The organism is Moorena sp. SIO3I8 (assembly GCF_010692325.1).
Lineage (GTDB): Bacteria > Cyanobacteriota > Cyanobacteriia > Cyanobacteriales > Coleofasciculaceae > Moorena.
The window spans coordinates 63,431-87,005 of record NZ_JAAHHW010000001.1 but is presented as its reverse complement, the minus strand read 5'-3'; the positions used below and the strand labels follow the sequence as shown (position 1 = coordinate 87,005).

General features: G+C 44.3%; 22 protein-coding genes and 1 pseudogene. 14 read left to right on the top strand and 9 right to left on the bottom strand.

Going from position 1 to position 23,575, the window contains the following annotated elements; translation table 11 throughout:
* Positions 1-16 precede the first annotated feature (16 nt).
* Both F6K51_RS00395 and F6K51_RS00390 read right to left on the bottom strand, forming a co-directional pair.
* Positions 17-625 (bottom strand): MFS transporter, encoded by a 609-nt coding sequence (locus F6K51_RS00395; RefSeq protein ID WP_293017299.1) that lies wholly within the window; start codon positions 623-625, stop codon positions 17-19.
* 636 nt (positions 626-1,261) lie between these two features.
* Entirely contained in the window at positions 1,262-1,693 is a 432-nt protein-coding gene (locus F6K51_RS00390) for a RidA family protein (RefSeq protein ID WP_293017298.1), read from the bottom strand.
* 400 nt (positions 1,694-2,093) lie between these two features.
* On the opposite strand from F6K51_RS00390, the gene F6K51_RS00385 reads away from it, so the two are divergent.
* Entirely contained in the window at positions 2,094-3,428 is a 1,335-nt protein-coding gene (locus F6K51_RS00385; RefSeq protein WP_293017297.1) for a glutamine synthetase family protein, read from the top strand.
* 378 nt (positions 3,429-3,806) lie between these two features.
* Here the strand turns inward: F6K51_RS00385 and F6K51_RS00380 are convergent, their stop codons facing one another.
* Positions 3,807-5,789 (bottom strand): tetratricopeptide repeat protein, encoded by a 1,983-nt coding sequence (locus F6K51_RS00380; protein ID WP_293017296.1) that lies wholly within the window; start codon positions 5,787-5,789, stop codon positions 3,807-3,809.
* A 616-nt stretch (positions 5,790-6,405) separates the two neighbouring features.
* Here F6K51_RS00380 and F6K51_RS00375 point away from each other — a divergent pair.
* The 5 genes and pseudogenes from F6K51_RS00375 (at position 6,406) to F6K51_RS00360 (ending at position 11,796) form a co-directional block, all read left to right on the top strand.
* Positions 6,406-7,188 carry an amidohydrolase family protein gene (locus F6K51_RS00375; RefSeq protein ID WP_293017295.1) on the top strand — a complete coding sequence of 261 codons (783 nt, stop codon included), beginning with the start codon at positions 6,406-6,408 and terminating at the stop codon, positions 7,186-7,188.
* Between the two features lie 496 nt (positions 7,189-7,684).
* Positions 7,685-7,990: pseudogene (locus F6K51_RS38260) on the top strand (anhydro-N-acetylmuramic acid kinase); the annotation flags it as partial.
* Positions 7,991-8,047: 57 nt separating this feature from the next.
* Entirely contained in the window at positions 8,048-9,307 is a 1,260-nt protein-coding gene (locus tag F6K51_RS00370) for an anhydro-N-acetylmuramic acid kinase (RefSeq protein WP_365939888.1), read from the top strand.
* 261 nt (positions 9,308-9,568) lie between these two features.
* Complete coding sequence (locus F6K51_RS00365) at positions 9,569-10,015, top strand: hypothetical protein (RefSeq protein ID WP_293017293.1); 447 nt, start codon at positions 9,569-9,571, stop codon at positions 10,013-10,015.
* 248 nt (positions 10,016-10,263) lie between these two features.
* Positions 10,264-11,796 (top strand): serine/threonine-protein kinase, encoded by a 1,533-nt coding sequence (locus tag F6K51_RS00360; RefSeq protein WP_293017292.1) that lies wholly within the window; start codon positions 10,264-10,266, stop codon positions 11,794-11,796.
* Between the two features lie 290 nt (positions 11,797-12,086).
* Here F6K51_RS00360 and F6K51_RS00355 read toward each other — a convergent pair whose 3' ends face one another.
* The 3 genes from F6K51_RS00355 to F6K51_RS00345 all read right to left on the bottom strand — a co-directional run bounded on the left by F6K51_RS00355 (position 12,087) and on the right by F6K51_RS00345 (position 14,895).
* Complete coding sequence (locus tag F6K51_RS00355) at positions 12,087-12,905, bottom strand: tetratricopeptide repeat protein (protein ID WP_293017291.1); 819 nt, start codon at positions 12,903-12,905, stop codon at positions 12,087-12,089.
* Between the two features lie 242 nt (positions 12,906-13,147).
* Positions 13,148-14,611, bottom strand: coding sequence for a Re/Si-specific NAD(P)(+) transhydrogenase subunit beta (gene pntB, locus F6K51_RS00350; protein ID WP_293069238.1), 1,464 nt, complete (start codon positions 14,609-14,611; stop codon positions 13,148-13,150).
* 65 nt (positions 14,612-14,676) lie between these two features.
* Positions 14,677-14,895 carry a hypothetical protein gene (locus tag F6K51_RS00345; RefSeq protein WP_293017289.1) on the bottom strand — a complete coding sequence of 73 codons (219 nt, stop codon included), beginning with the start codon at positions 14,893-14,895 and terminating at the stop codon, positions 14,677-14,679.
* Positions 14,896-15,036: 141 nt separating this feature from the next.
* Here F6K51_RS00345 and F6K51_RS00340 point away from each other — a divergent pair, with 141 nt between their 5' ends.
* On the top strand, positions 15,037-15,165 hold the full coding sequence (locus F6K51_RS00340; protein ID WP_293017288.1) for a hypothetical protein: 129 nt from the start codon (positions 15,037-15,039) through the stop codon (positions 15,163-15,165).
* Here the strand turns inward: F6K51_RS00340 and pntA are convergent.
* Positions 15,156-16,721, bottom strand: coding sequence for a Re/Si-specific NAD(P)(+) transhydrogenase subunit alpha (pntA, locus tag F6K51_RS00335; RefSeq protein ID WP_293017360.1), 1,566 nt, complete (start codon positions 16,719-16,721; stop codon positions 15,156-15,158). The genes F6K51_RS00340 and pntA overlap by 10 nt on opposite strands.
* A 951-nt stretch (positions 16,722-17,672) precedes the next feature.
* Between pntA and F6K51_RS00330 the strand changes: the two genes are divergently transcribed.
* Positions 17,673-18,206, top strand: a complete 534-nt coding sequence (locus tag F6K51_RS00330; protein ID WP_293017287.1) for a DUF2808 domain-containing protein — start codon at positions 17,673-17,675, stop codon at positions 18,204-18,206.
* 253 nt (positions 18,207-18,459) lie between these two features.
* Here the strand turns inward: F6K51_RS00330 and F6K51_RS00325 are convergent, their stop codons facing one another.
* Together F6K51_RS00325 and F6K51_RS00320 are read right to left on the bottom strand one after the other, a co-directional pair.
* On the bottom strand, positions 18,460-18,702 hold the full coding sequence (locus tag F6K51_RS00325; protein WP_293017286.1) for a hypothetical protein: 243 nt from the start codon (positions 18,700-18,702) through the stop codon (positions 18,460-18,462).
* Between the two features lie 752 nt (positions 18,703-19,454).
* Entirely contained in the window at positions 19,455-19,613 is a 159-nt protein-coding gene (locus tag F6K51_RS00320) for a hypothetical protein (RefSeq protein WP_293017285.1), read from the bottom strand.
* 240 nt (positions 19,614-19,853) lie between these two features.
* Between F6K51_RS00320 and F6K51_RS00315 the strand changes: the two genes are divergently transcribed.
* From F6K51_RS00315 to yidC, 6 genes are all read left to right on the top strand, one after another.
* Positions 19,854-20,441, top strand: a complete 588-nt coding sequence (locus F6K51_RS00315) for a sigma-70 family RNA polymerase sigma factor (protein ID WP_293017284.1) — start codon at positions 19,854-19,856, stop codon at positions 20,439-20,441.
* A 146-nt stretch (positions 20,442-20,587) separates the two neighbouring features.
* On the top strand, positions 20,588-20,887 hold the full coding sequence (locus tag F6K51_RS00310) for a hypothetical protein (RefSeq protein ID WP_293017283.1): 300 nt from the start codon (positions 20,588-20,590) through the stop codon (positions 20,885-20,887).
* Positions 20,888-21,122: 235 nt separating this feature from the next.
* Positions 21,123-21,260, top strand: coding sequence for a 50S ribosomal protein L34 (rpmH, locus tag F6K51_RS00305; protein ID WP_044494288.1), 138 nt, complete (start codon positions 21,123-21,125; stop codon positions 21,258-21,260).
* A 128-nt stretch (positions 21,261-21,388) separates the two neighbouring features.
* Entirely contained in the window at positions 21,389-21,811 is a 423-nt protein-coding gene (rnpA, locus tag F6K51_RS00300; protein ID WP_293017281.1) for a ribonuclease P protein component, read from the top strand.
* Entirely contained in the window at positions 21,801-22,196 is a 396-nt protein-coding gene (locus F6K51_RS00295; protein ID WP_293017280.1) for a PH domain-containing protein, read from the top strand. Before rnpA ends, F6K51_RS00295 begins: the two co-directional genes overlap by 11 nt.
* Before the next feature lie 208 nt (positions 22,197-22,404).
* Positions 22,405-23,574, top strand: a complete 1,170-nt coding sequence (gene yidC / locus F6K51_RS00290) for a membrane protein insertase YidC (protein WP_075901672.1) — start codon at positions 22,405-22,407, stop codon at positions 23,572-23,574.
* Position 23,575: the final 1 nt, after the last annotated feature.

The following is a 23,575-nucleotide window of genomic DNA, read 5'->3' as shown; positions in this document are numbered from 1 at the left end:
TCCAGCCATTAAAAAATTACCCAAGCAAAGCTTTAATGCTAATATTTAAACTCAAATCGACGTTCTTGGGTTCTGGAAAGCGAACCAGCAGCAACGTTAGCAAAGCAAAACTAAACGTAATCAAGTCAATGGCAATAATCCCCTGTAGTCCAATACTAACCAGCAATACCGCAGCTAATACAGGGCAAAACAGCTGTCCGATCGCTTCTGCTACCTGGGTCATACCGCTGGCTCGACTGAGCTGATCGTGGGGAACCAAAAGAGTTGTGGCTGCCGCATAGGCAGGCCACTGAAATGTATTGAGTACACAGTTTATTGCTGTTAAAAGGTAAACATAATAAATGCTCAAGCTGTTGTTTACAAGCAGAATTGCAATTCCTAAGGTACAAATACAATTACCAGAATCGCTGAGAATCATCACCCAACGGCGGGGCCAGCGATCTACAAGAGAGCCTGCTAGAGGAGTAATTACAATCAACGGAAGTGTATTGCATAGAGTGATTAGGGTAAACAATGTGACAGACTGCGTACTTTGATAAACCCAGACTCCTAAGGCGAAGCGCGTTAGCCCAGAGCCTATTAGGGAAACTAATTGCCCGAGCCAAATCAAAATGAAATATCTCATGGTTTCCATCCTGTGTATGGATTGTATTTTAATCCAGAATTGTTGATTGTTATAACCCACATTACCCACTTCCATATGTAGTATTAAGATTTACATAAATTAAAATAAGAATCATGAGCAAAAAAAAATCAACCATGGTTGATTTTTCGACACAAACTTACTCTTGTCATTTTTGATGTCAAAAATCGTACCTGTGATTTCCACCCCTTGAGGTTTAACGACTTCTTCTAATCCGTCAATTTATTTCTCTGAAAGCGCTCAGTCCACTTTCGCTAAGGGTGATGGGGTAGGCTCTGTAGTTAGAGAAAGAGATAGTTATGGGATCACTGCGACGGTTATAAATGTTAGGGTAATCCCAGTGATTTGGTATAAATTGTACTTGACAAAACTAAGTTTTTACAATTGCAATTCGGACTATAAAATCTCTCCATAATGAAGGAAACTGCATAGAGAATAGGGCTTGTCTGCAAAGTAAATTCTCCAAGGTATTTGGGTAGCGATCTCCCAGAGAGCTCGTTTCGCAAATGGGCATGATTATAGGCATGATTACTGAGCGATCGCCAAATTCCAAATTCAATATCGAATCGATTAGATAAATACCATTGATTTTTCTGTATAGATTAAGACAGACAAGCCCTAAATCACAGCAATGCATTCAATCTCGACTAAAACATCCTTAGGTAGTCGGGAAACCTCAACACAGGCACGAGCTGGAGCCTCTTCCTCGTTAAAGTATTTGGCATAGATCTGATTTACTGTCGCAAAATCATTCATATCTGCCAGAAATACCGTGGTTTTGACTATGTCCGGGATTTTAGCTCCAGCAGCGACTAGGATAGCTTCAAGATTAGCCATTACCTGTTCTGTCTGCTTGGCGACATCATTACCACCAACAATCTCACCGGTGCTAGGGTCAAGGGGAATTTGACCAGCGACAAAAATCATTTGACCGCTGACTGCGATCGCTTGATTGTATGGTCCTACGGGTGCTGGGGCATTGGGGGTACGGATAATCTTTCGTGTCATAGTCTTCAGTCGTTCCAGGATGGACAAGTTGACACATTCCAAGATAGCAGTTTGAGCATTCCCATCTCAGCTTTATCCCTGACCGATACGTCTTGACCTTGGTAGTAAGGAGGTCAAGAATAGGGGGATGATGGGTAATAGTGGTATTAGTAGGATGAGGGGCAAGAAAGTGCTATGTCATCAATGCACCTCATTATCAGTAGTATCAGTAATCAGCACTAACGCACCAAGACCCTTCAAACCGGGTTTCTGGTTATAAATCAAAGGCTGAAATCGAGTAATTATATTAAGAAACCGGGTTTATGCTTAAGTCCTGTAACCATTAACTAGTAACAATAGTAACCATTAATTATTAATTATTCTATACTGAGTCTAGATTTTGGAGAGGATATTTGCTACTAGTTAAAAACCACAAAAACTAATAACTTAAAAAAAATTTTTAATGAAAAATAAAATCCTGAACACTATAGATGAACTAGGTATTCGATTTGTGCGTATCCTCTGGTGCGACAATGCTAACATCATCCGTGGTAAAGCAGTCCACTGGAAAACCTTACCAGACTACCTCAAGCACGGTGTGGGCATTTCAGCAGCCCAGCAAGCTCTACCGGTGATGTATGATGTCCCAGTCCCAGGCAGTGGCTTGGGACCCATCGGTGAAATCCGCTTAGTACCGGATTGGGAAACCTTAACCCCCTTACCCTATGCTCCTGGTCATGCCCGTGTGTTTGGGGATATGGTCAACAATGGTAGCCCATGGCCGTATTGTCCCCGAAACTTCCTCAAAAGGATGGTAGCAGAAGCGGAAAGTGAGGGCTTACAAGTAGTTGCTGCATTTGAAAATGAGTTTTACCTGCTGCAGCCAACCCCTGAGGGTATTCTACCGGTAGACAATACCGTATTTGCCTCGACGCTGGCAATGGATCAACATCAGCAGGTGATTGACCACATTGCTGAAGCCTTGGTCGAGCAAGGCATGCCCGTAGAGCAGTATTACCCAGAATGTGGTCCTGGTCAACAGGAAATTTCTATACTATACACCCAAGCCCTACCAGCGGCAGATCAACAAATAGCCTTTCGGGAGACAGTAAAAGCGATCGCATTTCAACATCACCTGGTTGCCTCATTTCTGCCCAAAATCCTAGCTGACCAAGCTGGTAATGGTTGTCACCTCCACCTCAGCCTATGGCGGGATGGCAAAAACCTGTTACTCAATCCAGAAGGGGATGGGGGACTTTCCAAAGTCGCCTGTCAGTTTATTGCTGGAATTTTACACCATTTACCTGCTTTAATGGCACTAACCACACCCAGTACTAATTCCTATCGACGGATTCGCCCTCATTGTTGGAGTGGCGCGTTCCGTTGTTGGGGAATCGATAACCGAGAGGCTGCGGTCAGGGTACCGAGTAACCCAGACGGTGAGAGTCCAACCAATTTTGAACTGAAAACTGTTGATGCTTCTTCTAATCCTTATCTAGCCTTGGGAGCAGTAATTGCGGCTGGCTTGGATGGAATTCGTAACAGTTTGGAATTGGGAGAAGCCGTAGCGGTAGATCCAGGACATTTGACAGAATTAGAACGTAGTCAGAGGGGTATTGAGTTATTGCCAACTAATTTAGGGGAAGCGATTGGTAACTTAAGTGCTGATCAAGTACTTTTGGATGCCTTAGGAGTAGAATTGGCTCAAGCCTATCTAGCGGTAAGGAAAGCCGAGTGGGAGGCAATGAAAGATTTTGAGTTGGAGGAGGAAGTCGAGCTTTTATTAGAGCGATATTGAATCAATTGATATTGGTAAGCATTCAGCCGTCAGCTAATGCGCTACGCGCACGCTACACCGAACAGCTAGCAGAAGCTTAAAGCTGATAGCTGAATGCTTAGGCATACTTGTTTATATTTTAAATTAGAAAGGGGACGTGATAGGATAAAAAATCCCACTTGATCGTAAGCATTCAGCTATCAGCCGTCAGCCGTCAGCTTATTTTATTCACAAGCACCATTAGTAGCCTAAGCTATGGGCATAAACTGTTCGCGTAGCGTGGCCACAGACCTTTAGCTGTTCGGTGTAGCGTGGGCGTAGCCCATTAGCTGATACGCGACACGCTGATAGCTGACGGCTGAATGCTTACACTTGATCTAATCGCAACCGTCCCTATCTTTAATTGGCAAGAGGGTAACGTTTCACTTTGTATGATGCCTGTTGTGTCCCCCTGATTCCGCTTATTCCTAACTCCAATTCACTCAGCTTTTTTTGTAAACCACAGTACTGAATTTCTGCAACACGTAGATTCTCGGCTGCAACTTGCTTTTTATCGTTTAATTGACGTAATTTTCCCTGAGATACATTTATTTTCTCTTCCAAACTGCGTATTTCTCCTCGAAGAGCAACGAAACGTTCTTGTGATGTCTGTACTTCAGTGCGGAAAGTGTTTCGTTGTTGTTGTAGGGTTTTGATTTCCCCTCGCACAGCCACTAGTTTCTGGTCTAAACCTCGTTGTTCACGGCGAGAGGCTTCTAGCCGTTCTTGGGAAGTTTTGATTTCCCCTCGCACAGCCACTAGTTTCTGGTCTAAACCTCGTTGTTCACGGCGAGAGGCTTCTAGCCGTTCTTGGGAAGTTTTGATTTCCCCTCCCACAGCCACTAGTTTCTGGTCTAAACCTCGTTGTTCACGGCGAGAGGCTTCTAGCCGTTCTTGGGAAGTTTTGATTGCCCCTCCCACAGCCACTAGTTTCTGGTCTAAGCTTCGTTGTTCACGGCGAGAGGCTTCTAGCCGTTCTTGGGAAGTTTTGATTGCCCCTCCCACAGCCACTAGTTTCTGGTCTAAGCCTCGTTGTTCACGGCGAGAGGCTTCTAGCCGTTCTTGGGAAGTTTTGATTTCCCCTCGCATACCCACTAGTTTCTGGTCTAAACTTTGGCGTTCTGCCTTGAAGGATTTAAACCGTTCTTGGGTAGTTTTAATTTCGCCTCTGAGAGCCACTAACTGTTGCTGAGATTGACGCACTTTTACTTGAGAGGATTCTAGTTGTGACTGTGCGGTTTTAATTTTGCCTCTGAAAGCGACTAACTGCTGCTGAGATTGACGCACTTGGGCTTGAGAAGATTCTAGTTGTGACTGTGCGGTTTTAATTTTGTCTCTGAGAGCCACTAACTGCTGCTGAGATTGACGCACTTGGGCTTGAGAAGATTCAAGCTGTGCTGTTGCTGCCTGGGTTTCACTGCTAAGGAGAAGGAGTTTTTCTTCAGCCGTGCTGATCTCAGTGCGAACCGCAACGAGTCTTTGCTGTGAGGTTTGTAACTCCCTTTGAGATTCTCCTGAAGTTTGTAAAACTGTCAGTAATCCAGCTACTTCCACATCGTCAGGCTCGTATTTTGCTGCTTTTTTAAAGGAAGCGATCGCATGTTCGTAGTGACCGATGCGATAGAGGGCAAATCCTCGCTGTTTCCAAGCCAAAGAGTTTCGAGCATCAAGTTGAATCGCCTTGTCAAAATCCGTGATTGCTTTTTCATATCGACCAAGTTTGTAAAAAGCCGTGCCTCGGTCAATCCAAATTGAAGCAGCCTTGGCATCCAGTTCCAGTACTTGGTTGTAGAATGCGATCGCCTCAGAATACCGTTTTAAATCATAAAGCAGCACACTGGCAATTTTTTTAGGAATAATTGTCTGTACCAACTGCTGTTCAAATTCTGATGTGGCTTGAATTGAAAGTGCTTGCTTCCAGGCAGTAATCACCGCATCGTATCGTTTGAGTTCATGGTTTGCCTTGCCTTTCTCAAACCACGCTAAAAGGTAATTGGGCTTAATTTTAATCGCTTGATCATAGGAAGCGATCGCGGCTTCGTACTTGCCCAAGCTACTCAACGTATCCCCTCGCCAATACCAAGCTAAGAAAGAGTCTGGCTGAAGTTTTACAATCTGCGACCGTATCGTTATCTCTTCACTATACTTACCAATTCCTCGTAACTGACTGGCTTGTTGCCACAACTCATTGATTATTCTCCCTTGTGCCACAAGTTTCTCTGTCGAGGCGTTACGGCGGTCAAAATCCATCTGAGCAACGACACTTTGAGCATTACCACTAGCCATACTTGTCGTGAGCAAAGTAGCTAGGGATACTACTACTTTAAACGGGAAATTTTTCATCTTTGGTGGTTAAGCAGTATTCTAGTTGAATTAAAATTAGGGATTACTGTCATAATATTACCAGCAATCTTAGCAAAGACACAGTTACCAAATACACAGTTAGAGGTATCACCATCCAAATGGTTTACCCCACCAACAACTAAAGCGATCGCTACCAATCCTCCAAACAGACCCTAGGGGTCTTCGGGTACTTCCTGCCTTCGTAGTTCAATAAACTTTTTTTTACGTTAACTACCAGACAATTATCTCTAGCATCTAATAATGTGAAATTATTAAGCTGTGGACTATCACCGCTATTGACCAACACGCTCACAACCTGCTAACTCCTGAAGCTGCTGCGAATTATTCCTATCCTGCCTTCTTCAGTGAAGCCTATGACCCTGATATCATTAATCATCATGCCCGTCACCGCCTTTTCTACAAACGAAGCCTTCGGGATATTTCCCAACTCTTAGACTGTGAACCAGAGGAAGAGGCAATTCTTGAACGTCGCCAGAAATTGGGCTTGAAAAAAATCACCCAGGAGTGTTTTAAATCATCTCAACTAGAAGCAATTTTCTTAGATGATGGTTTTCTGCCAAATGAGATTATTCCTAGAGAATGGCATGAATAATTTGTGCCAGTAAAGCAGATCCTTCGTTTGGAATATCTAGCAGAAAATCTAATCCGTGAGATAGATGACTTTGCTACCTTCCTAGAAACTTTCCGCTACAACATTGACCCACCCCTACCAGAAGTGGTAGGCTTCAAGAGTGTTGCTGCCTATCGTACAGGTTTGGATATCCAACTGATACCACAGGAGGTAGCTCAGGAATGTTTTGATGCCTTCAAGCAAGAAGTCTTGAGGGGAAAACCCTTGCGGCTGGTAGATAAGCCTTTAATTGATTTTTTGATTACCCAAGCGCTAGAAATTGCAGCTAAACATGGAATACCTGTGCAGTTTCATACAGGGTTTGGTGACCCAGATTTAGACTTACCGCTGGCTAATCCAGTTTATATGCGTTCGCTTTTGGAAGACCAACGCTTCCGTAACGCTCCGATTGTCCTACTGCATGGCTCTTATCCCTATACCCAAGAAGCCGGTTATCTAGCAGCCGTCTATCCTCAAGTATATTTAGATTTCGGGTTAGCGGTGCCTTTTTTAAGTGTAGCTGGGATGCGTAGCGTGGCGCAGCAGTTATTGGAATTTGTGCCAACCAGTAAACTGATGTATTCTTCTGATGCTCACAATATCCCGGAATTATATTACTTGGGAGCCAAGTGGGCACGGATAGTATTGGCACAGGTTTTGGAGGGAGCGATTCAGGATGGGGATTTGACTGCTAAGGAGGCGGAGTCAGTTGCTATGGGGATTTTGTGTGATAATGCTCGTGTGCTTTATGGGGCTAATGGTTCTTGATGAAACTGCAAAAGCCCATAGACGCGCTAGCGCTTCGGTGCAGGGTAGGACGGGAATAGGAAAAGGACTATTTGAGTTTCTGTTTTCCGGATACAGTGGCAGAAATGGTGGAGTTAAAAGAAGTAGATGAAATTTAATTACCACCCTGAGCCGTTCCTTCGGGCTTAGGGTTTTTTTGCTGCACTTTCTGCCAACATCCAAAAATTCCCCAAATCTTAAAATAGCTCAGCTAAAGTTATTAGCAACTTATTTTGATTCCTGCGCTTAAAGTCTTAGGGGTTTTGTTATTGTTAGGTGGTAATATTAGAAATGAACAATAAATAGTTAGCGATAGACTAACTAAACATTAATTGCTAGTCAGTAGCTAACATAAGGCTAAAAATAAACCTGTTTTTATTTTCCCTCTCCTCCTATCCGTTACATCCGTTACCCATCAGTTGCAGTATTTATCCTATATTGGTACTTTTAGCTTACCTTAACCCAACACAATTTTAAGATGACCCGTGTAATTGGCTTAATGAGCGGTACATCTGTAGATGGCATCGATGCTGCACTAGTAGAGATTTCTGGCTCAGACTTAGATTTAAAGATTGAGCTACTGGCTGGTGCTACCTATGGCTACCCCACTGAACTCAGGGAGAAAATTCTAGCTGTCTGTACTGGCACTCCCCTATCCATGGCCGAATTGGCAGCATTGGATGATGCGATCGCATTTCAATTTGCCCAAGCAGCATTGGCAATTGGGACTGGGTTACCCCCCGCTGAGTTAATTGGTTCCCATGGTCAAACAGTATACCATCGACCATTAGGGGTCAAGGGTGTTCGCGTAGCGTGGCCTTTTGGCCAAGGTTTTTCCGAGTTGAAAGTTGACAGGTTGAATGTTGAAAGTTCTTCCGAGTTGAAAGTTGGCCGGTTGAATGTTGTTCGCGTTCGCGCAGCGGAGGCCGAAGGCCACGCTACGCGAACGGCTTTGCCGAAAGCGTGGCCTTTTGGCCAAGGTTTTCCAGACAACCTGCAACCTGATAACCTTCAAGCTGGTAACCTACCCTTCTCGAACGCCAAAGGCGAACAACCTGCAACGGAAACTAACCTTGGCCAAAAGGCCACGCTACGCGAACAACCTGATAACCTTCAACCTGCTAACCTTCAACCTGCTAACCTTCAACCTGCTAACCTACCCTACGGGAACGCCAAAGGCGAACAACCTGCTAACCTTCAACCTACTAACCTACCCTACGGGAACGCCAAAGGCGAACAACCAGCTAACCTTCAACCTGTAACGACTCTGGGATATAGCCTTCAACTGGGACGGGGAGAGGTGATTGCTGAGATTACCGGTATCAAGACCATCAGCAATTTCCGTGTGGCTGACATTGCTGCTGGGGGAGAAGGTGCGCCTCTGGTTCCTAAGATAGATGCCTGTTTGCTCCGGTCATCTACCCATAACCGATGTATCCAAAATATTGGTGGTATTGGTAATGTTACTTACTTGCCAGTTAGTGAAGGGAACTGGTTGGAACAGGTATATGGCTGGGATACTGGTCCGGGGAATGCCCTGTTAGATCTGGCTGTCGAGTATTTTACCAACGGTAGAAAAACCTATGATTACAATGGAGAGTGGGCAGCAAGTGGCACTCCCTGTGAGGCTCTCGTCGAACAGTGGCTTGCTCAAGAGTTCTTCAATATACCGCCCCCAAAATCTACCGGACGAGAGTTGTATGGTATAGATTACCTCAAGCAGTGTTTGGTAGAAAGTGAAGCCTATAACCTTGCTCCTGCTGATTTCCTGGCAACACTCACAGAACTCACTGTTGCCTCTATTGTTGAGAGCTATCGCAACTTCTTGCCTCAAATGCCAGATCAAGTACTATTGTGTGGTGGAGGGGCAAGCAATTTATACTTGAAGCAACGGTTGCAAATTAGACTAGATTCGGTGCCAGTATTAACCACTGACCAGGTTGGGTTAAGTCGGGATTTTAAAGAAGCGATCGCATTTGCTGTTTTGGCTCATTGGCGTAACCTGGGTATTCCCGGCAATCTCCCTCAAGTAACCGGTGCTTCAGAGGCTGTATGTCTAGGAAACCTGTATTCTCCGAGATCGCAACACCACTCATCCTAAAACTGGGTATTTTAGGGTTCCTATGCGTTGTCAAATGCAGTTAATAAGCTGCTCTTGCCATATCAGCTTAGAATCCCCGTTGGCTGAGACTGTGGGAGAGTTCAACTAGTTTGTCTGTTACTCCGTAGGAGTCGGGCTACTCCCGGAAGTTTGCCAATGGTATAACCTGAGGGGGTAAACCCCACAACCTTAAGGATAGCAGCTAAAATGAGTGGGGAACGATCAGAGGGTAATATTCAGTAACAGATAAAGAGTAACACCGTGGCTCACACCTTTTTATTGGAGGCAGGATGCTGGAGACTTCGGGGCAATTGGCTGGAACGCAATGGAAAATTAATTGTAGTCAGAGGTGGGACGATGGTTACCTGGAGTCGGGAAAACTGGTTTACCATGGTCACAAGACTGGTTTTTCCCAATCGTGAACGGGAGGATATCTCTTGCCAGTATCTAGGGCGTCTCGATACTGGCGACCAGAAGTATACCTTTGTCTTACAGCATAGCCTCCTAGGTCGTGTCGAGGGAGAAGGCTGGGTGGCTCGAGAATCCATTGTGCAACGGTATTGGGTATTAGGGGATCCCCAACGACGCAGTGGTTTTGAAACCCGGTATCAACGTAATGAAAATATATACTACCTCTCCAGTAGCATTATGGCAGGTCATTATCTCAGTAGCACAATGGAAGCAACTTTGGAACGTCAGCCACAATAGAAGTATTCTGGAATTAAGGGAGTTTTAATAGCAGTACACCTGTGACCGTTGCTATTTAGTTCATCTTCCTTAGTCCTTAGTCAGTTTAGTCCTTAGTCTTTAGTCCTTAGTTTTTTGTGATCCACATTAAGTCTGCTGGTATTTACAAAAGACCAATGACCAATGACCAATGACCAATGACCAATGAGCGATGACTAGAGACTAATGATTCATGAACACGTTATTTTCCAGATTTCACCAAGGAACTTATGATCACAGACCCTAACAAAGGTCGTCTACTCGCCAATCGCTATCAACTGGTCAAGTTGATCGGCAAAGGTGCTATGGGTCAAGTGTATCAAGCCAAAGATATGCTCCTCGGAGGTGTAACCGTTGCTGTCAAGTTTCTCTCCCATACATTATTGAACCAAAAAATGCGCGATCGCTTTGAGCGGGAAGCAACGATTTGCGCTTTGCTTGGTGAGAAAAGCAATCACATCGTGCGAGTTAGGGACTATGGCATAGATGAAAACGATATTTCCTTCTACGTCATGGAATACTTGGCAGGGGGAAATTTAAGCGCAATAATTCACACTAAAACCCTATCCTTACCCCGATTTTTGCATATTGCCCGTCAAATTTGTCTGGGATTACAATGTGCTCACCAAGGCATTGTATTTAAAGGCACACTCACTCCAATTGTGCATCGTGATATTAAACCCAGTAACATTATCGTTGTCGAAGATTCCTCCTTCGGTGAACTGATCAAAATCCTTGACTTTGGCATTGCTAAGCTTCTTCAGTTTGATGGTGCTCAAACCCATTCTTTTATGGGTACCCTAGCCTATTGTTCACCGGAACAAATGGAGGGAAAGGAACTGGATAAACGCTCTGATATCTATAGTCTAGGGGTGATGATGTTTGAGATGTTAACTGGTCACATGCCCATTCTTCCAGAAGATCATTCCTTTGGTAGTTGGTACAAAGCTCATCACTTCAGCCCACCTAAATCATTTGCATCGATTAACCCCAAGCTAAAGCTGCCGAAGTCCCTAGAGAAGCTAATCATGACCTGTATAGCGAAAGAGGTATCTGATCGTCCTCAAAATGTCGGGATTATCCTACGAACATTGGATTCATTAAACGAAGGTCATGATCGCGGTCGCTATCTGGGTCATCGGATTCAAACAATACTATCCGAGAAGCCTCTGAGTAAGGTAACACAAATACTTCCCGTATCAGGGAATGATATTTGTCGGCAAACCTCCTGGCCCGATGACAAGCCTAAAGCATCTATTGTCTTTTCTAAGATAATTCGTACCACAAGCCAAACCTTTCCTACCCTCTGGGTGATGCTGACTAAAGAAGAGATTGAGAACCGTCAGGTTAGTACACGCTACAACCAATTCTTGTATCTTATTCTACCTCATCCAATGGTGCTATGGATTACCGCAGTGCATAATCGCTACCACGGTGCTTGTTGGCTTCCTTGCTACTTAGACCTCAAAACAAATCAGGGTCAGAACATAATCAGACTTTTGGGAGATACTGGATATTACAGTATTTTGTTTTTTGATCAATCAAAACCAGAAAAGTGTGCTAATGTCATGACCTCAACCATTGCTCCTGCCCAACGCCAGCTATTCATTGATTGGGCGAATTCGTCTAAGACAATAAACTCAACTAATCAAGCAATGTTGAGCAAACGCATACTTAAGCAAGAGTTTCAAAAGCTGAAGCCAAAGATTTTGATGAAGTTAGAAGCTGCTCATACAGATTACCCTACTGATATTTCAGGTTAAAACAAGTTACATGCAACCAGTTACTGGTAACTGGTTACTTGATAAGAGATTTATTTTTTTTATTGGTTCTTCAGTACCTTTTATGCTAAAGTTCCAGTTAAAAAAACTCATAAAGCTTACTGTACAAGGAAAATTATGCTATTCAACTAACAAAAGTTACTGAATACAGCCTCTTACCACTGTTCCCTATTCCCTGTTCCCTGTTCCCTATTACAGACTGTTTATTTAGCATAACAATTACGGAAGAGCATTCTTATTTTCGATTTTCCCTATTAAACCCTTAGCCAAAACTAATATAGGGATAGCATCAACTCCCGCTGATACTTTTTCGTCAGGGGATGGTCATTACCCAGCACATCAAACACCGCAATCATGGATTTTCTTGCACCATCATCTCTATAGTTACGATGTTTACTGACAATTTCTAAAAAGATTTTCAGGGCTGCTTCATAGTCTCCCTCTACAACTAACCGAGATGCCTGAGCAAATAACTGATCTAATTCACTTTCCCCAATAGGATTCGCCTGCTGCTTAAATTGAATCAATGCTCTGATTGCCTGAGCTCTGGGGAAATATTCTCGATCATTGTATTGAATGGTTTCTAAGAGTATGGTTGCCTCTTCTGGCTCATTAATGTGAACCAAAAAATTGGCCACTTCAATGACTAAACTTTGATTCTCTGGATACTTGGCAATTAGCTGTTCAAACAGCTGTTTGGCTCGGGATATATCCTCAGTTGCCATGGCAACCCGAGCTTCTTCTAGTCCAATGTCTAGCTCAGACTTCAGATTTAACCTAGCTAACATTTCCCGCAACTGAATTTCTGGTAAAACCCCCACAAAACCAGGAATCATATCACCATTGGTGACAATTCGGACATCGGGTACTCCCTCAATTTGAAAGTTATTTGCTAAATCTTGGTTGCGGTCAATATCAACTTTGGCTAAAACAAAGTCGTATTCTTTAGCTAGTTTTTCTAAGGTTGGTTTTAGGAGTTGACAAGGGCCACACCACGTAGCAAAGAAGTCTACTAATACAGGCTTCTCAAAAGACTTTTCTAAAACTTCAGTGGCGTAGTTGCTGCTAGTAACGTCTACAGAAAAACCCATATCAATTATTTCCGTTATCTTGCTGTTGAAATCAAAGATAAAATGTAAGCATATGCGCTACGCGCAGGCTACGCCAACAGCTAATGCTTACGAAGATAGGGAAGAGGAAGAAGAAGGAGGAGAGAATCGCAGGGAATTTTTACCATAAAATATCCCCTTTCCACACTCCTACCTTCCGCCACACTCGACATCAAGTCAAGGTTTGAGCCTTAACGAGGGTGTCATTCCCCTCTAACCCTTACTCAGCCCGCAGAGGATGTAGCTAAGACTTTTCCTGAGCTAGATGCTGCACTGTCCCGGCTAGATTCTACGAGCTTGCCTAGGATAGCGCTAACGTTAGTCTTGGCATCACCGAAGAGCATATTGGTGTTTTCTTTGAAGAACAGGGGATTGCCAACGCCAGCATAGCCACTGGACATTCCCCGTTTCATCACCACAACTGTACCAGCTTTCCAAACCTCTAAGACTGGCATCCCAGCAATTGGGCTACTGGGGTCTTCCATGGCACTAGGGTTAACGGTATCATTAGCACCAATCACGAGTACTACATCGGTTTCTGGGAAGTCCTCGTTAATCTCATCCATTTCTAGAACGATATCATAAGGCACATTTGCCTCAGCTAGCAGCACGTTCATGTGTCCTGGTAGTCGTCCAGCAACTGGATGAATGCCAAAGCGAACATTGATACCAGCATTCCTCAAAATCTTGGTAATATCGGACACCGGATGCTGAGCCTGAGCTACTGCCATGCCGTAACCGGGAACAATCATAACACTCTTGGCCCCTTGTAGCAGCTCTACGGTATCTTCTACTGTGGTCTCGGTGACTTGACCTTCCGGCTGATCACCACCTTTAGCTTTAGCTGTAGTTCCTGCACCTTCGCCGAAGCCTCCTAAAATCACGCTGATGAAGGAGCGGTTCATGGCTCGGCACATGATGTAACTGAGGATAGCACCACTACTACCTACTAGGGCACCAGTGATAATTAACAGGTCATTGGACAGCATAAAGCCTGCTGCTGCAGCGGCCCATCCGGAATAACTATTGAGCATGGAGATGACCACTGGCATATCAGCACCCCCAATAGCAGCTACCAGGTGGATGCCTAACACTGATGCGATCGCAGCCATAATCAACAGGGGTTGCAGACCAGCCGTCCCCTCTGCTGTCATGAACTGGTAACCCAGCCCGATTACAGCCCCAAGCATAGCCAGATTGAGTAGGTGGCGTGCTGGTAACATTAGGGGTTTGCTGCTGATGATAGCTCGTAGTTTACCAAAGGCTATCACTGAACCGGTGAAGGTAATTGCCGCAATGAACACACCAATATAAATTTCTAACTGGTGAATAGTTACTTCTGCACCCGTTAGGGATTCCCCCCCTTGCAGGTAATTGGCAATACCCACCAGTACAGCTGCAAGACCGACAAAACTATGGAGAATTGCTACCAGTTCTGGCATGGAGGTCATGGCTACCCGAGATGCCACGATCGCACCAATGATCACTCCTGGTAGAATCATCCCTCCCAGAGTGAGGTATGCCGTTACATTGCTACTTAGGGCAGTCGCAACAAAAGCAATCAGCATCCCAAGAATCCCGTAAATATTACCTTTACGGGCGCTTTCCTGGTTAGATAATCCCCCCAGGCTGAGAATGAATAAAGCACTAGCTGCAATATAGGCAACTGTCAACAGATTATTTGACATAGTCTCCTTAGTTTTATGGTGTTCAACTTGAATGTTGTTCGCGTAGCGTGGCCAATAGGCCAAGGTTAGTTGGTTGAATGTTGAATGTTGAATGTTGAATGTTGAATGTTGAATGTTGAATGTTGAATGTTGAATGTTGAATGTTGAATGTTGAATGTTGAATGTTGAATGTTCGCGTAGCGTGGCCAATAGGCCAAGGTTAGTTGGTTGTTGGCCTTTGGCGTTCGGTGTAGGGTAGGTGGTTTGGTTGTTGGCCTTTGGCCTTCGGTGAAGGGTAGGTTCATAAGATAACCTGTAACCTTCAAACCTTCAAACCTTCAACCTTCAACCTGTAACCTTCAACCTGTAACCTTCAACCTTCAAACCTTCAACCTTCAACCTTCAACCTTCAAACCTTCAACCTTCAAACCTTCAACCTTCAAACCTTGGCCTTTGGCCACGCTTCGCGAACAACCTTCAACCTTCAAACCTTCAACCTTCAAACCTTCAACCTTCAAACCTTCAACCTCAAAACCTTCAACCTTCAAACCTTCAAGGGTCTAACCTATTTCTGAAACATCTTGAGCATGCGTTGGGTTACGAGGAAGCCACCGGAGATGTTGATGGTTCCAACTAAAATTGCGATCGCACCCAGAATAGTAGTAGGTGAGGTGGCTGCGCCGGAAATTTGCAGCATTCCACCAATGATGATGATGCCGCTAATGGCATTAGTAACACTCATCAACGGAGTGTGCAGGGCTGGTTTTACGTTCCAGATCACTTGCCAGCCTACGAAGCAGGCCAGGATAAATACCGTGAAGTGGGAGAGGAAAGAAGGTGGTGCTCCGATTCCCAAGCCAACTAAGGCGAGTCCCACTAACACTGGCCAGAGCAAGCCCATGATACCCTTTGATTTCTTAGTCTCTGGCACAGACTCCTCTTTAGTTACCGCAGTCTGGGGTTCCGGTGCCGGTTTGGGAGGTGCTGGCGGTGTGGGCCGCTTGGGTGGGGGCCAGGTTACATCCCCAGCGTTTAGCACTAAGGCTCCCCGAACCACTTCATCCTCCATATCGACACGGTAATTTTCACTACCACCCATGTCCTTGAGGAGATGACAAAGGTTGGTGCCATAGAGTTGGCTAGATTGATTAGCCATACGGCTGGGTAGGTCAGTCAAACCAATGATGGTTACACCTTTGTATTTGTAGACCTCATTGGCTTTGCTAACTTCACAGTTACCCCCTTGCTCAGCTGCCATATCGACAACCACTGAGCCTTCTTTCATACTCGCTACCATTTCCTCGGTGATCAGTAGCGGTGCTTTTTTACCAGGGATCAGGGCAGTGGTGATGATGATGTCCACTTCTTTAGCCTGTGCAGCAAACAATGCCATCTCCGCCTCGATGAACTCTTTACTCATCACCTTGGCATAGCCCCCAGATCCCGTACCGTCTTCTTTGAAGTCCAGTTCCAGGAACTCTCCCCCCATGCTTTCCACTTGTTCCTTAACCACGGGGCGGGTATCGAAGGCGCGCACAACAGCACCCAGACCTTTAGCGGTACCAATAGCAGCTAGTCCAGCTACCCCAGCACCAATCACCAACACTTTAGCTGGGGGAACTTTCCCCGCTGCAGTAATTTGCCCAGTAAAGAAGCGACCAAAGTTATTGGCTGCCTCAATCACAGCCCGGTAACCAGCAATATTGGCCATAGAACTGAGGGCATCCATCTTTTGCGCCCTCGTGATGCGGGGTACCGCATCCATAGCCAACACGGTAGCCTTACGGGTTGAGAGTTGTTCCAGCAGTTCTTGGTTTTGGGCTGGCCAGATAAAGCTGATTAAAGTGCCATTTTCCGATAGCAACTCAGACTCATGCTTGTTTAGAGTTGGATGCATCTCAGGGGGACGCACTTTTAAGACAATATCTGCCTCTGACCAAAGGCTGTTCGCATCAGGAATGATTTGGCATTCTGCTTGTTCGTAAGCATTGTCAGGAAAATTTGCTGCCTCTCCTGCTCCCGATTCAATCAGCACATCAAAGCCAAGTTTCTGGAGCACCTTCGCTGTATCCGGTGTAGCAGCTACCCGGCATTCACCTGGGTAAATTTCTTTCGGGATACCAACCTTCATGCGAGTTTTGGTTGGCTGTAAATCTAACGTTTCAGCCTCTTTGGGAATGGCTAGGGTCATTGACTCTCCTTCAGTTGTCTAAATGGAATAAGGACGGAAAATTCATTGATCACTACAGTGGGTCTAGAGGCATCAGGCAAAGGATGTCCAGACCAGCCACTTTCAGGGGCTAAGGCCACCGTATTTCCTAACATAGCTTTTAGTCATGGGTGACACATACTCCTTAGGTGAGGACAACAAGAATCAGGAAAACTGGCAATAATAACTGTTTTCCGTAACTATTTTCGGTAAATAGAATCAAGTAACAACTTCTTATCGAAATGTTGTCCCTTGATGACAATCTCTCGTTCTATTTCTTTTGATTTCGAGTGGTTTTTAGCAACTGGTAGCTTCTTGCTGCTGGGGGATGTTCACCCTGTTTAGAGGATTCCCAAGTTCAACTAGAACGGGATCAGTTTGCCCCCTGATACCGCCAACGCTCTTAAGCCTGGGCGATTAACTCACTTATGATCAGCTGACTGGCTTCCCATCTGTGCTACTTGTCCTTGTATGCTACTTGTCGTGGTATCCAACACCAGGCATCGCCTCTTGCTGAATTTGAACTGCTGGCATCAATTTCTCTATATAAATTTCCCTGACTGTTCAAATACATGTTTCCCCATAACCGGATCTCTTTTTGGATCCTATGGTGATCTGCCAAAAGAGAGGATTATTTTTAACTTGTTTTAGGAATTGTGCTGTTGCACTCAGTTGTCGTAGGTAATCTTTACTAGTCAGATCGATTTATAGGTGATGGGGTAATAGGGTGTAGTGAGTGATTAAGGTGTAGCGATAGGGTTTGAAATTGGTATTAGGGATATTTTGTGTATAGCTTGTGTATATATATATAAGTAGTACAGTAAAAAAACAAATAACTGTTAACTGTCAGCTCAAGTCAGCAGCATTAGATTTATGCTATCCACACAATCTTCCATCAAACGTCTGATTTCCGCGATCGCATTAGCTGGTTGTGTCTTGACCGGGCTATCGGTTCGGAGCTTAGCCCAGAGTAATCCCGGATTGGTACTCTGGAGTGGTGTTAAGCGGGAAAATATCCTGAGATATCACCTAGATTTTAACGGTGCCCCCAATTACTGGGATCGTTACCGCTTGAAGATTCCCAAGAAGAAACTGGAATTGGGAGTTGCTCAGTTTTCTATTTCTTATCCAGATTACTACGATGGTAAGTTCGACGTGAACAAAATTGAAGTGCGCGTTGACGGTAAATCCCTCCCGGTCTCTGAAGTAGTCTGGGACAAAGAGAATTATAGCCTTCAGATTTACATGGAAGAGCCAGTTCCAGCCAATGAAAATGTGGAATTAGTATTTTCCAATGTCAAAAACCCTGATGGGGGTACTTATTACTTCGTTTGTTATGTCTTAGCTGCTGGTGATATTCCACTACCCACTTATGTCGGTACCTGGATTGTGAGTATTGGTCGTTAATCTATTGTAGTTCTGAATTGGGTCAGGTAACTCGTCCTAGGTTTTAGGGAGCAGGGAGCAGGGAGTAGGGAGTAGGGGAAACAGTGTGGGTTTTCCGGTGTAGGGTAACCGTCACCCCGTCATAGCCTCTGCCCATCTCCCCAAAGCGCCCCGATTCAGAATTTAAATCGCTAACAGCTTATTCCCACTCCCCTCCTCACTACACCTGCCATACCCCCTTGTTGATTAGACCTCCCAGAAAAACTAGGGAAGTCTATTGATCGCTTGTCCTAATTTGATTTGTTTTTGATTTGTTTGTGATTTCCCTTTTGTCTACATCAGTCATGATTTCGAGTTCCTTGGGAGTAGCCTTTAGGTGAAAAAGGTAGCGACCGTTGATCATATAGACTGTAGTGATAGCTCCTATAGCAAAGATCAGGACTCCACAGAGCGGTAAAGTAATCTGCCAAACTGGGAAGTTGTGGTTACTTGGTTTTTTCTGGTGATTCTTTGACATAGTAATTGAGCAATCCAAGACGAGTGTTAAAATAGCGACGATTTCCTGTTGAGTACCTGCCTAGACGCTACAAACTATCCAGCAGGTTTTAACTCAGAGTAGAATTCCTACCCCAAAGAATTTTTGCGCAAAATTAGTACGCATGTTCTTTCAGCGCCTACTAGCAGCTTTAGAGTCTGATCGCCAGGCTATATATTAATGTGCCTTTTCAAGGATTCTGTGACATTGACTGGGTCATTCTTCTAGAGGTGCTGCTATTCAAGATTCAAGCACCCTGTTTTTTTGGAAATTTTCCCGAGAGGGTGTCACACTTTCTGACAGTTCTGCACATATATATAGAAGAGGCAATGTGATGATTTGCGTAGCAGCATATTCTGCTAAGCATAAAAAATATTTCGTCTCTTGAACTCACAGATAGTGCTAGGGGTTACTTCAGTCAGACCTTACGCAATAAACTACTTGTAGTTTTAACAAACCCGTTAACCTATACAAGTAGTGTTTTGAAGCTGAATGTGTGAAGCTCTGATTTACCACAATAAGCACAAGAGGATTGTTCAAACAGGAGGTGGTGTTCCATGTCACCATAGACACAAGATGATTCAGTGATGATTGTTAAAACAGGAGGTAGTATTCCAGGGTGCATCTCACTTTTGTAAATGTTCGTAGTGGACCGACACATCTAAAATGGTGCAATAACCCTTTGTTGGGTTGAAGAATGAAACCCAACACCAGTAACCCTTTGTTGGGTTTCCCTACCGCTCTAACCAACCTACATTTTTAGGTGTGCCACGCCAGTAGGGTGCGTTAGGGACGGGGGAGCCATTATTGTATTGGTAGCCAGTGTTAGGACAATCCGTCCCGTAACGCACCATCTGGTCAAACGGCAAAAATGAGATGCACCCGTATTCCATGTCACCCTAGGAGACCTAATTGGTTAGAAAACCCAATAAAACAGGAGGTAGTATTCCATGTCACCCTAGGAAACCTAATTAATAAATCGTGAGTTCCACAATAGGCACAATATGATTTTTCGAAAAATCATTTCGAAGATGCAACAATAGGTATAAAAAATAAGTTCCAGTGTGTGCCTAAATAAAAATGATTATTCAAACAGGAGGTAGTGTTTAATGTCACCATAGGAAACCTAATATATGACCCCTCGTCAAAAGTTTGAATCAGCGGTTAAACATTTAGTTAGCCAAACTTTTTTAGAAACTAAGGAAGCAACATATTATGCTGCATTATTTAACGGAATAAAGAAAAAAATACGGCAATTTAATTTTCCGGATTATCAAATATACGAGGTAATTAATGAAACCTATTTACGGGGAATAAAACTCATAGAATCAGGGCAAGAAATTGAAAACCCTGGAGCATGGATCAGGGTTACTTCCTTCAATGTCATCCGTGAAATGAGCCGGGAACAAAAAAAAGAGCAATTATGGGACTCTAATTTAATCGAGGATCAACTAGGACTAGAAGACAGCCATAGCCTTTCCTCCTCAAACTCTGAGGATGAAGACTTAAGGCTGCTGGAGCTAGCCCTTAAAAAGTTAGACCCAAAGGACTCCAAACTAATCGTCTTACGGGAAATAGAAGGCTTGTCTTGGAGACAAGTAGTAAACCATCTGGCTTCTAAGGGAGAATATATTACTGAGGCGTCTGCCAGACAGCGAGGTAATCGTGCCCTAAAGCGTTTACGTAATAGGTTTTTTGAGCTTAAGGCTGATCATCAATAAAGACAATTTTCTGATTAGCTATAGCTAATCAGGGTGCGGAAACCGCTTGGGGGCATTCCTGATCTGATTGCCCCCACTTTTATTTAATCATTAAGTAAATTTTAGATAGTTTTTATGAAATGATTCAAATAATATAATAACAAACTATGTTTAAGGATGAAAATCCTAACAAACAAATGTCAACCAAAAATAATAATCCTCAAAAAGTTAAATTATCAGAAGAGTATCGCCAGCTAATAGCTCTTCCGATTTTGTCTGAATTAGAGGCAAATCGGATGGCGGAAATCCTAGAGCTAGCTAATCTTGATGAATCCCTTAACTGCTTAATTGAAGAAATTGAAATGAGCGACTATTTAAAACTAGAAAAGTGGAATCAAGGTCTTCGGAAGTTACTGAAGGTGGTTTCAACAGAAGAGCCATCCCCTACTACACCATGGCAGGACTAAACTATCTGAGGGTATGTAAGCAGTCAGTGGTCAGTGGTCAGTGGTCAGCCTTGTGGCACAGGCTTCTAGCCTGTGAAATAACCCATAAGCTGATAACTGATAGCTGATCGCTGATAACTGATAACTGATCGCTTGGCTTGATAGATCACCCCTTGACATGGTATGATCAACAATCAGCTATAGTTGGCAATCAATCCTTCATAGTATTCGTTAATAGTATTCCTCCAGCAAACCCATGACTCAACGCACTCTAGGCGGAACCAACCGTAAGCAAAAAAGAAAATCCGGTTTTCGTGCCCGGATGCGCACCAAAGATGGTCGCAATGTGATTAGAGCTCGCAGAAGCAAGGGACGGCGTCGTCTCTCGGTCTAGTCATCTAAGCATTGATGCCGACCTGCTGCAAGTGAAAGGTAAAAGGTTAAGAAACAGCCATTTCCCGTGGCTCTTCTGCCTTTATCCTGCTCAAGGAATTGATATTAATCAAGGATTACAGTTAAGCATTGGGATTGCCTCAAGCCAATCGACTTAAGCACTGGCGAGATTTTAAAACAGTCTATCGCTCAGGTATTCGTCGTTCAGGGCGTTACCTAACATTACGGGGTTTACAACAGAGTACTATTTACCCGATTGCCAAAGAAACCATTGTACCAGAAAAATCCCTACCAGAAAAATCCCTACCAGAGGATCACCCTCCCTCCCGTATTGGCATCTCCATCAGCCAAAAAGTCAGTAAGAAAGCAGTTGTTAGAAATCGGATTAAGCGGCAACTTCGAGCCGCCCTCAGGCAGTTATTACCACGCCTATCCCCCGGTTGGAAGCTAGTCGTAATAGTAAAACCAGAAGCCAGAGAGTGCGAATATGCACAACTTTTGAGAGAATTAGAAAAGTTGTTGGTAAAAGCAGAGGTGTTGGATGGGCATTAGAGAAGATGTATTTTATGAGGGTGGCCCCCACCGGGGAGATCTGATCATTAGCATATTGTTGGCATTTACGATTATATTCATACCTCTAACCGTAGCTGCTATTGTCAGGGCTCTATGGCTACGGTATCGGATTACCAGCCGCCGCATATCAATAACTGGGGGTTGGCGGGGACGCGATCGCTCAGATGTGATCTATTCCGAAATTTCAAAGATTGCCACAGTTCCCCGTGGTATAGGAACTTGGGGAGATATTGTCGTTACCCTAAAAGATGGTAGCCGTTTGGAAATGCGGGCAATACCCCGGTTTAGAGAAATTTACGACTACATTGCCGAACGAGCAGCAGACAAAACAGGCAAAGCCGTTAGTGCCATCAAAATGATGTAGACAGAACATTGCCAAGAAAACCTTGACATCGGTCACTTGCCCTGATCTAGTCTTCCCTTTCCTACATCTGGCCACCAAAATCGGTTCAACTCCTTGATGTCAGTAGATATACCTGATAAAAGTCGGAAACCCGAACCGCATAGGGACGGAGATTAGTTACATTAGACACAGAAAACTTTACAATAGCGCCTAGGTTAACGTCAAACGAATGGACTTTGGTATCGGATTTATCTCCAACAACATCATGCTGCCAATCCTGGATTTCTTTTACGGGATTGTGCCTAGCTATGGTTTAGCCATAATAGCCTTGACCCTGGTGATTCGCTTTGCCCTCTTCCCTCTTAATGCTGGCTCCATTCGCAACATGAGGCGCATGAAAGTCACCCAACCCTTGATGAAGAAGCGGCAAGACGAAATAAAAGAGCGCTACAAGGATGACCCGGCTAAACAGCAGGAAGAAATGAGTAAGCTGTTTCAAGAGTTTGGCAACCCCCTAGCCGGTTGTTTGCCACTGTTGGTACAAATGCCGGTTCTGTTTGCCCTATTTGCCACCTTGCGGGGATCACCCTTTGCAAACATTAACTACGACGTCAACTTACAAATTTTTCCCCAAGAACAGCTGGAATATATCCAGCCTAAAGTCTTTACCACCAAACCCCAAAATATTTACATTACCGATGGCTTACATGAACCAGTCATCGCCCTACTTCCGGCAGGAAATAAGCTGGTAGTTGGGGAAAAAACCAAAGTAGAGTTTCAAACTGTTGAAGGTCAACCCTTAAATCAACTAATTGCTCAGCATCCAGAAACCGATATCACTCCCACTTGGCAAATAGTCAACGGAGAAGACCGCTTACGTATTCTTGAAGATGGGACACTAGAAGCCCTGATGCCTGGAGAGGTAAAGCTTCAGGGAACCTTAACGGGAATAGCTGCTAACAAAGGCTTTCTATTTATAGATGCTTTAGGAAGAGTGGGTGCTTTTGATGACGATGGCACTATCCACTGGGATATCGTAGGTATGATTCTCTTCTTTGGGATCAGTTTGTACGTCAACCAGCTGTTGTCTGGTTCAGGTGCAGGTGCAGGGCAAGCCGGTGACCAGCAAAAGGTAGTTAATCAGATTACTCCAGTATTGTTTTCTGGCATGTTCTTATTCTTTCCCCTGCCAGCTGGGGTATTGATGTATATTGTTGTAGCTAATATATTTCAAACTATCCAGACTTTCATTCTATCGAGAGAACCTCTGCCAGAGAATTTGCAAGAAATAGTTGAGCAGCAGGAAAAAGAGGCAAAAAGACAAGCAGCTAAGTCTGGAGAGGGTCGAGAGGCATTGCCTTTTGAGCCCAAGCGTTCAAAGAAAAAAGCATCAAGTTAGT

What these genes read in the sequence shown, in the direction of transcription:
- F6K51_RS00395 (WP_293017299.1), bottom strand. Translation starts at nt 625, where the DNA reads ATGAGATATTTCATTTTGATTTGGCTCGGGCAATTAGTTTCCCTAATA.
- F6K51_RS00385 (WP_293017297.1), top strand. Translation starts at nt 2,094, where the DNA reads ATGAAAAATAAAATCCTGAACACTATAGATGAACTAGGTATTCGATTT.
- F6K51_RS00380 (WP_293017296.1), bottom strand. Translation starts at nt 5,789, where the DNA reads ATGAAAAATTTCCCGTTTAAAGTAGTAGTATCCCTAGCTACTTTGCTC.
- F6K51_RS00360 (WP_293017292.1), top strand. Translation starts at nt 10,264, where the DNA reads ATGATCACAGACCCTAACAAAGGTCGTCTACTCGCCAATCGCTATCAA.
- F6K51_RS00355 (WP_293017291.1), bottom strand. Translation starts at nt 12,905, where the DNA reads ATGGGTTTTTCTGTAGACGTTACTAGCAGCAACTACGCCACTGAAGTT.
- pntB (WP_293069238.1), bottom strand. Translation starts at nt 14,611, where the DNA reads ATGTCAAATAATCTGTTGACAGTTGCCTATATTGCAGCTAGTGCTTTA.
- F6K51_RS00345 (WP_293017289.1), bottom strand. Translation starts at nt 14,895, where the DNA reads ATGAACCTACCCTTCACCGAAGGCCAAAGGCCAACAACCAAACCACCT.
- pntA (WP_293017360.1), bottom strand. Translation starts at nt 16,721, where the DNA reads ATGAAGGTTGGTATCCCGAAAGAAATTTACCCAGGTGAATGCCGGGTA.
- F6K51_RS00330 (WP_293017287.1), top strand. Translation starts at nt 17,673, where the DNA reads ATGCTATCCACACAATCTTCCATCAAACGTCTGATTTCCGCGATCGCA.
- F6K51_RS00325 (WP_293017286.1), bottom strand. Translation starts at nt 18,702, where the DNA reads ATGTCAAAGAATCACCAGAAAAAACCAAGTAACCACAACTTCCCAGTT.
- F6K51_RS00320 (WP_293017285.1), bottom strand. Translation starts at nt 19,613, where the DNA reads ATGGAATACGGGTGCATCTCATTTTTGCCGTTTGACCAGATGGTGCGT.
- F6K51_RS00315 (WP_293017284.1), top strand. Translation starts at nt 19,854, where the DNA reads ATGACCCCTCGTCAAAAGTTTGAATCAGCGGTTAAACATTTAGTTAGC.
- F6K51_RS00310 (WP_293017283.1), top strand. Translation starts at nt 20,588, where the DNA reads ATGTTTAAGGATGAAAATCCTAACAAACAAATGTCAACCAAAAATAAT.
- rpmH (WP_044494288.1), top strand. Translation starts at nt 21,123, where the DNA reads ATGACTCAACGCACTCTAGGCGGAACCAACCGTAAGCAAAAAAGAAAA.
- F6K51_RS00295 (WP_293017280.1), top strand. Translation starts at nt 21,801, where the DNA reads ATGGGCATTAGAGAAGATGTATTTTATGAGGGTGGCCCCCACCGGGGA.
- yidC (WP_075901672.1), top strand. Translation starts at nt 22,405, where the DNA reads ATGGACTTTGGTATCGGATTTATCTCCAACAACATCATGCTGCCAATC.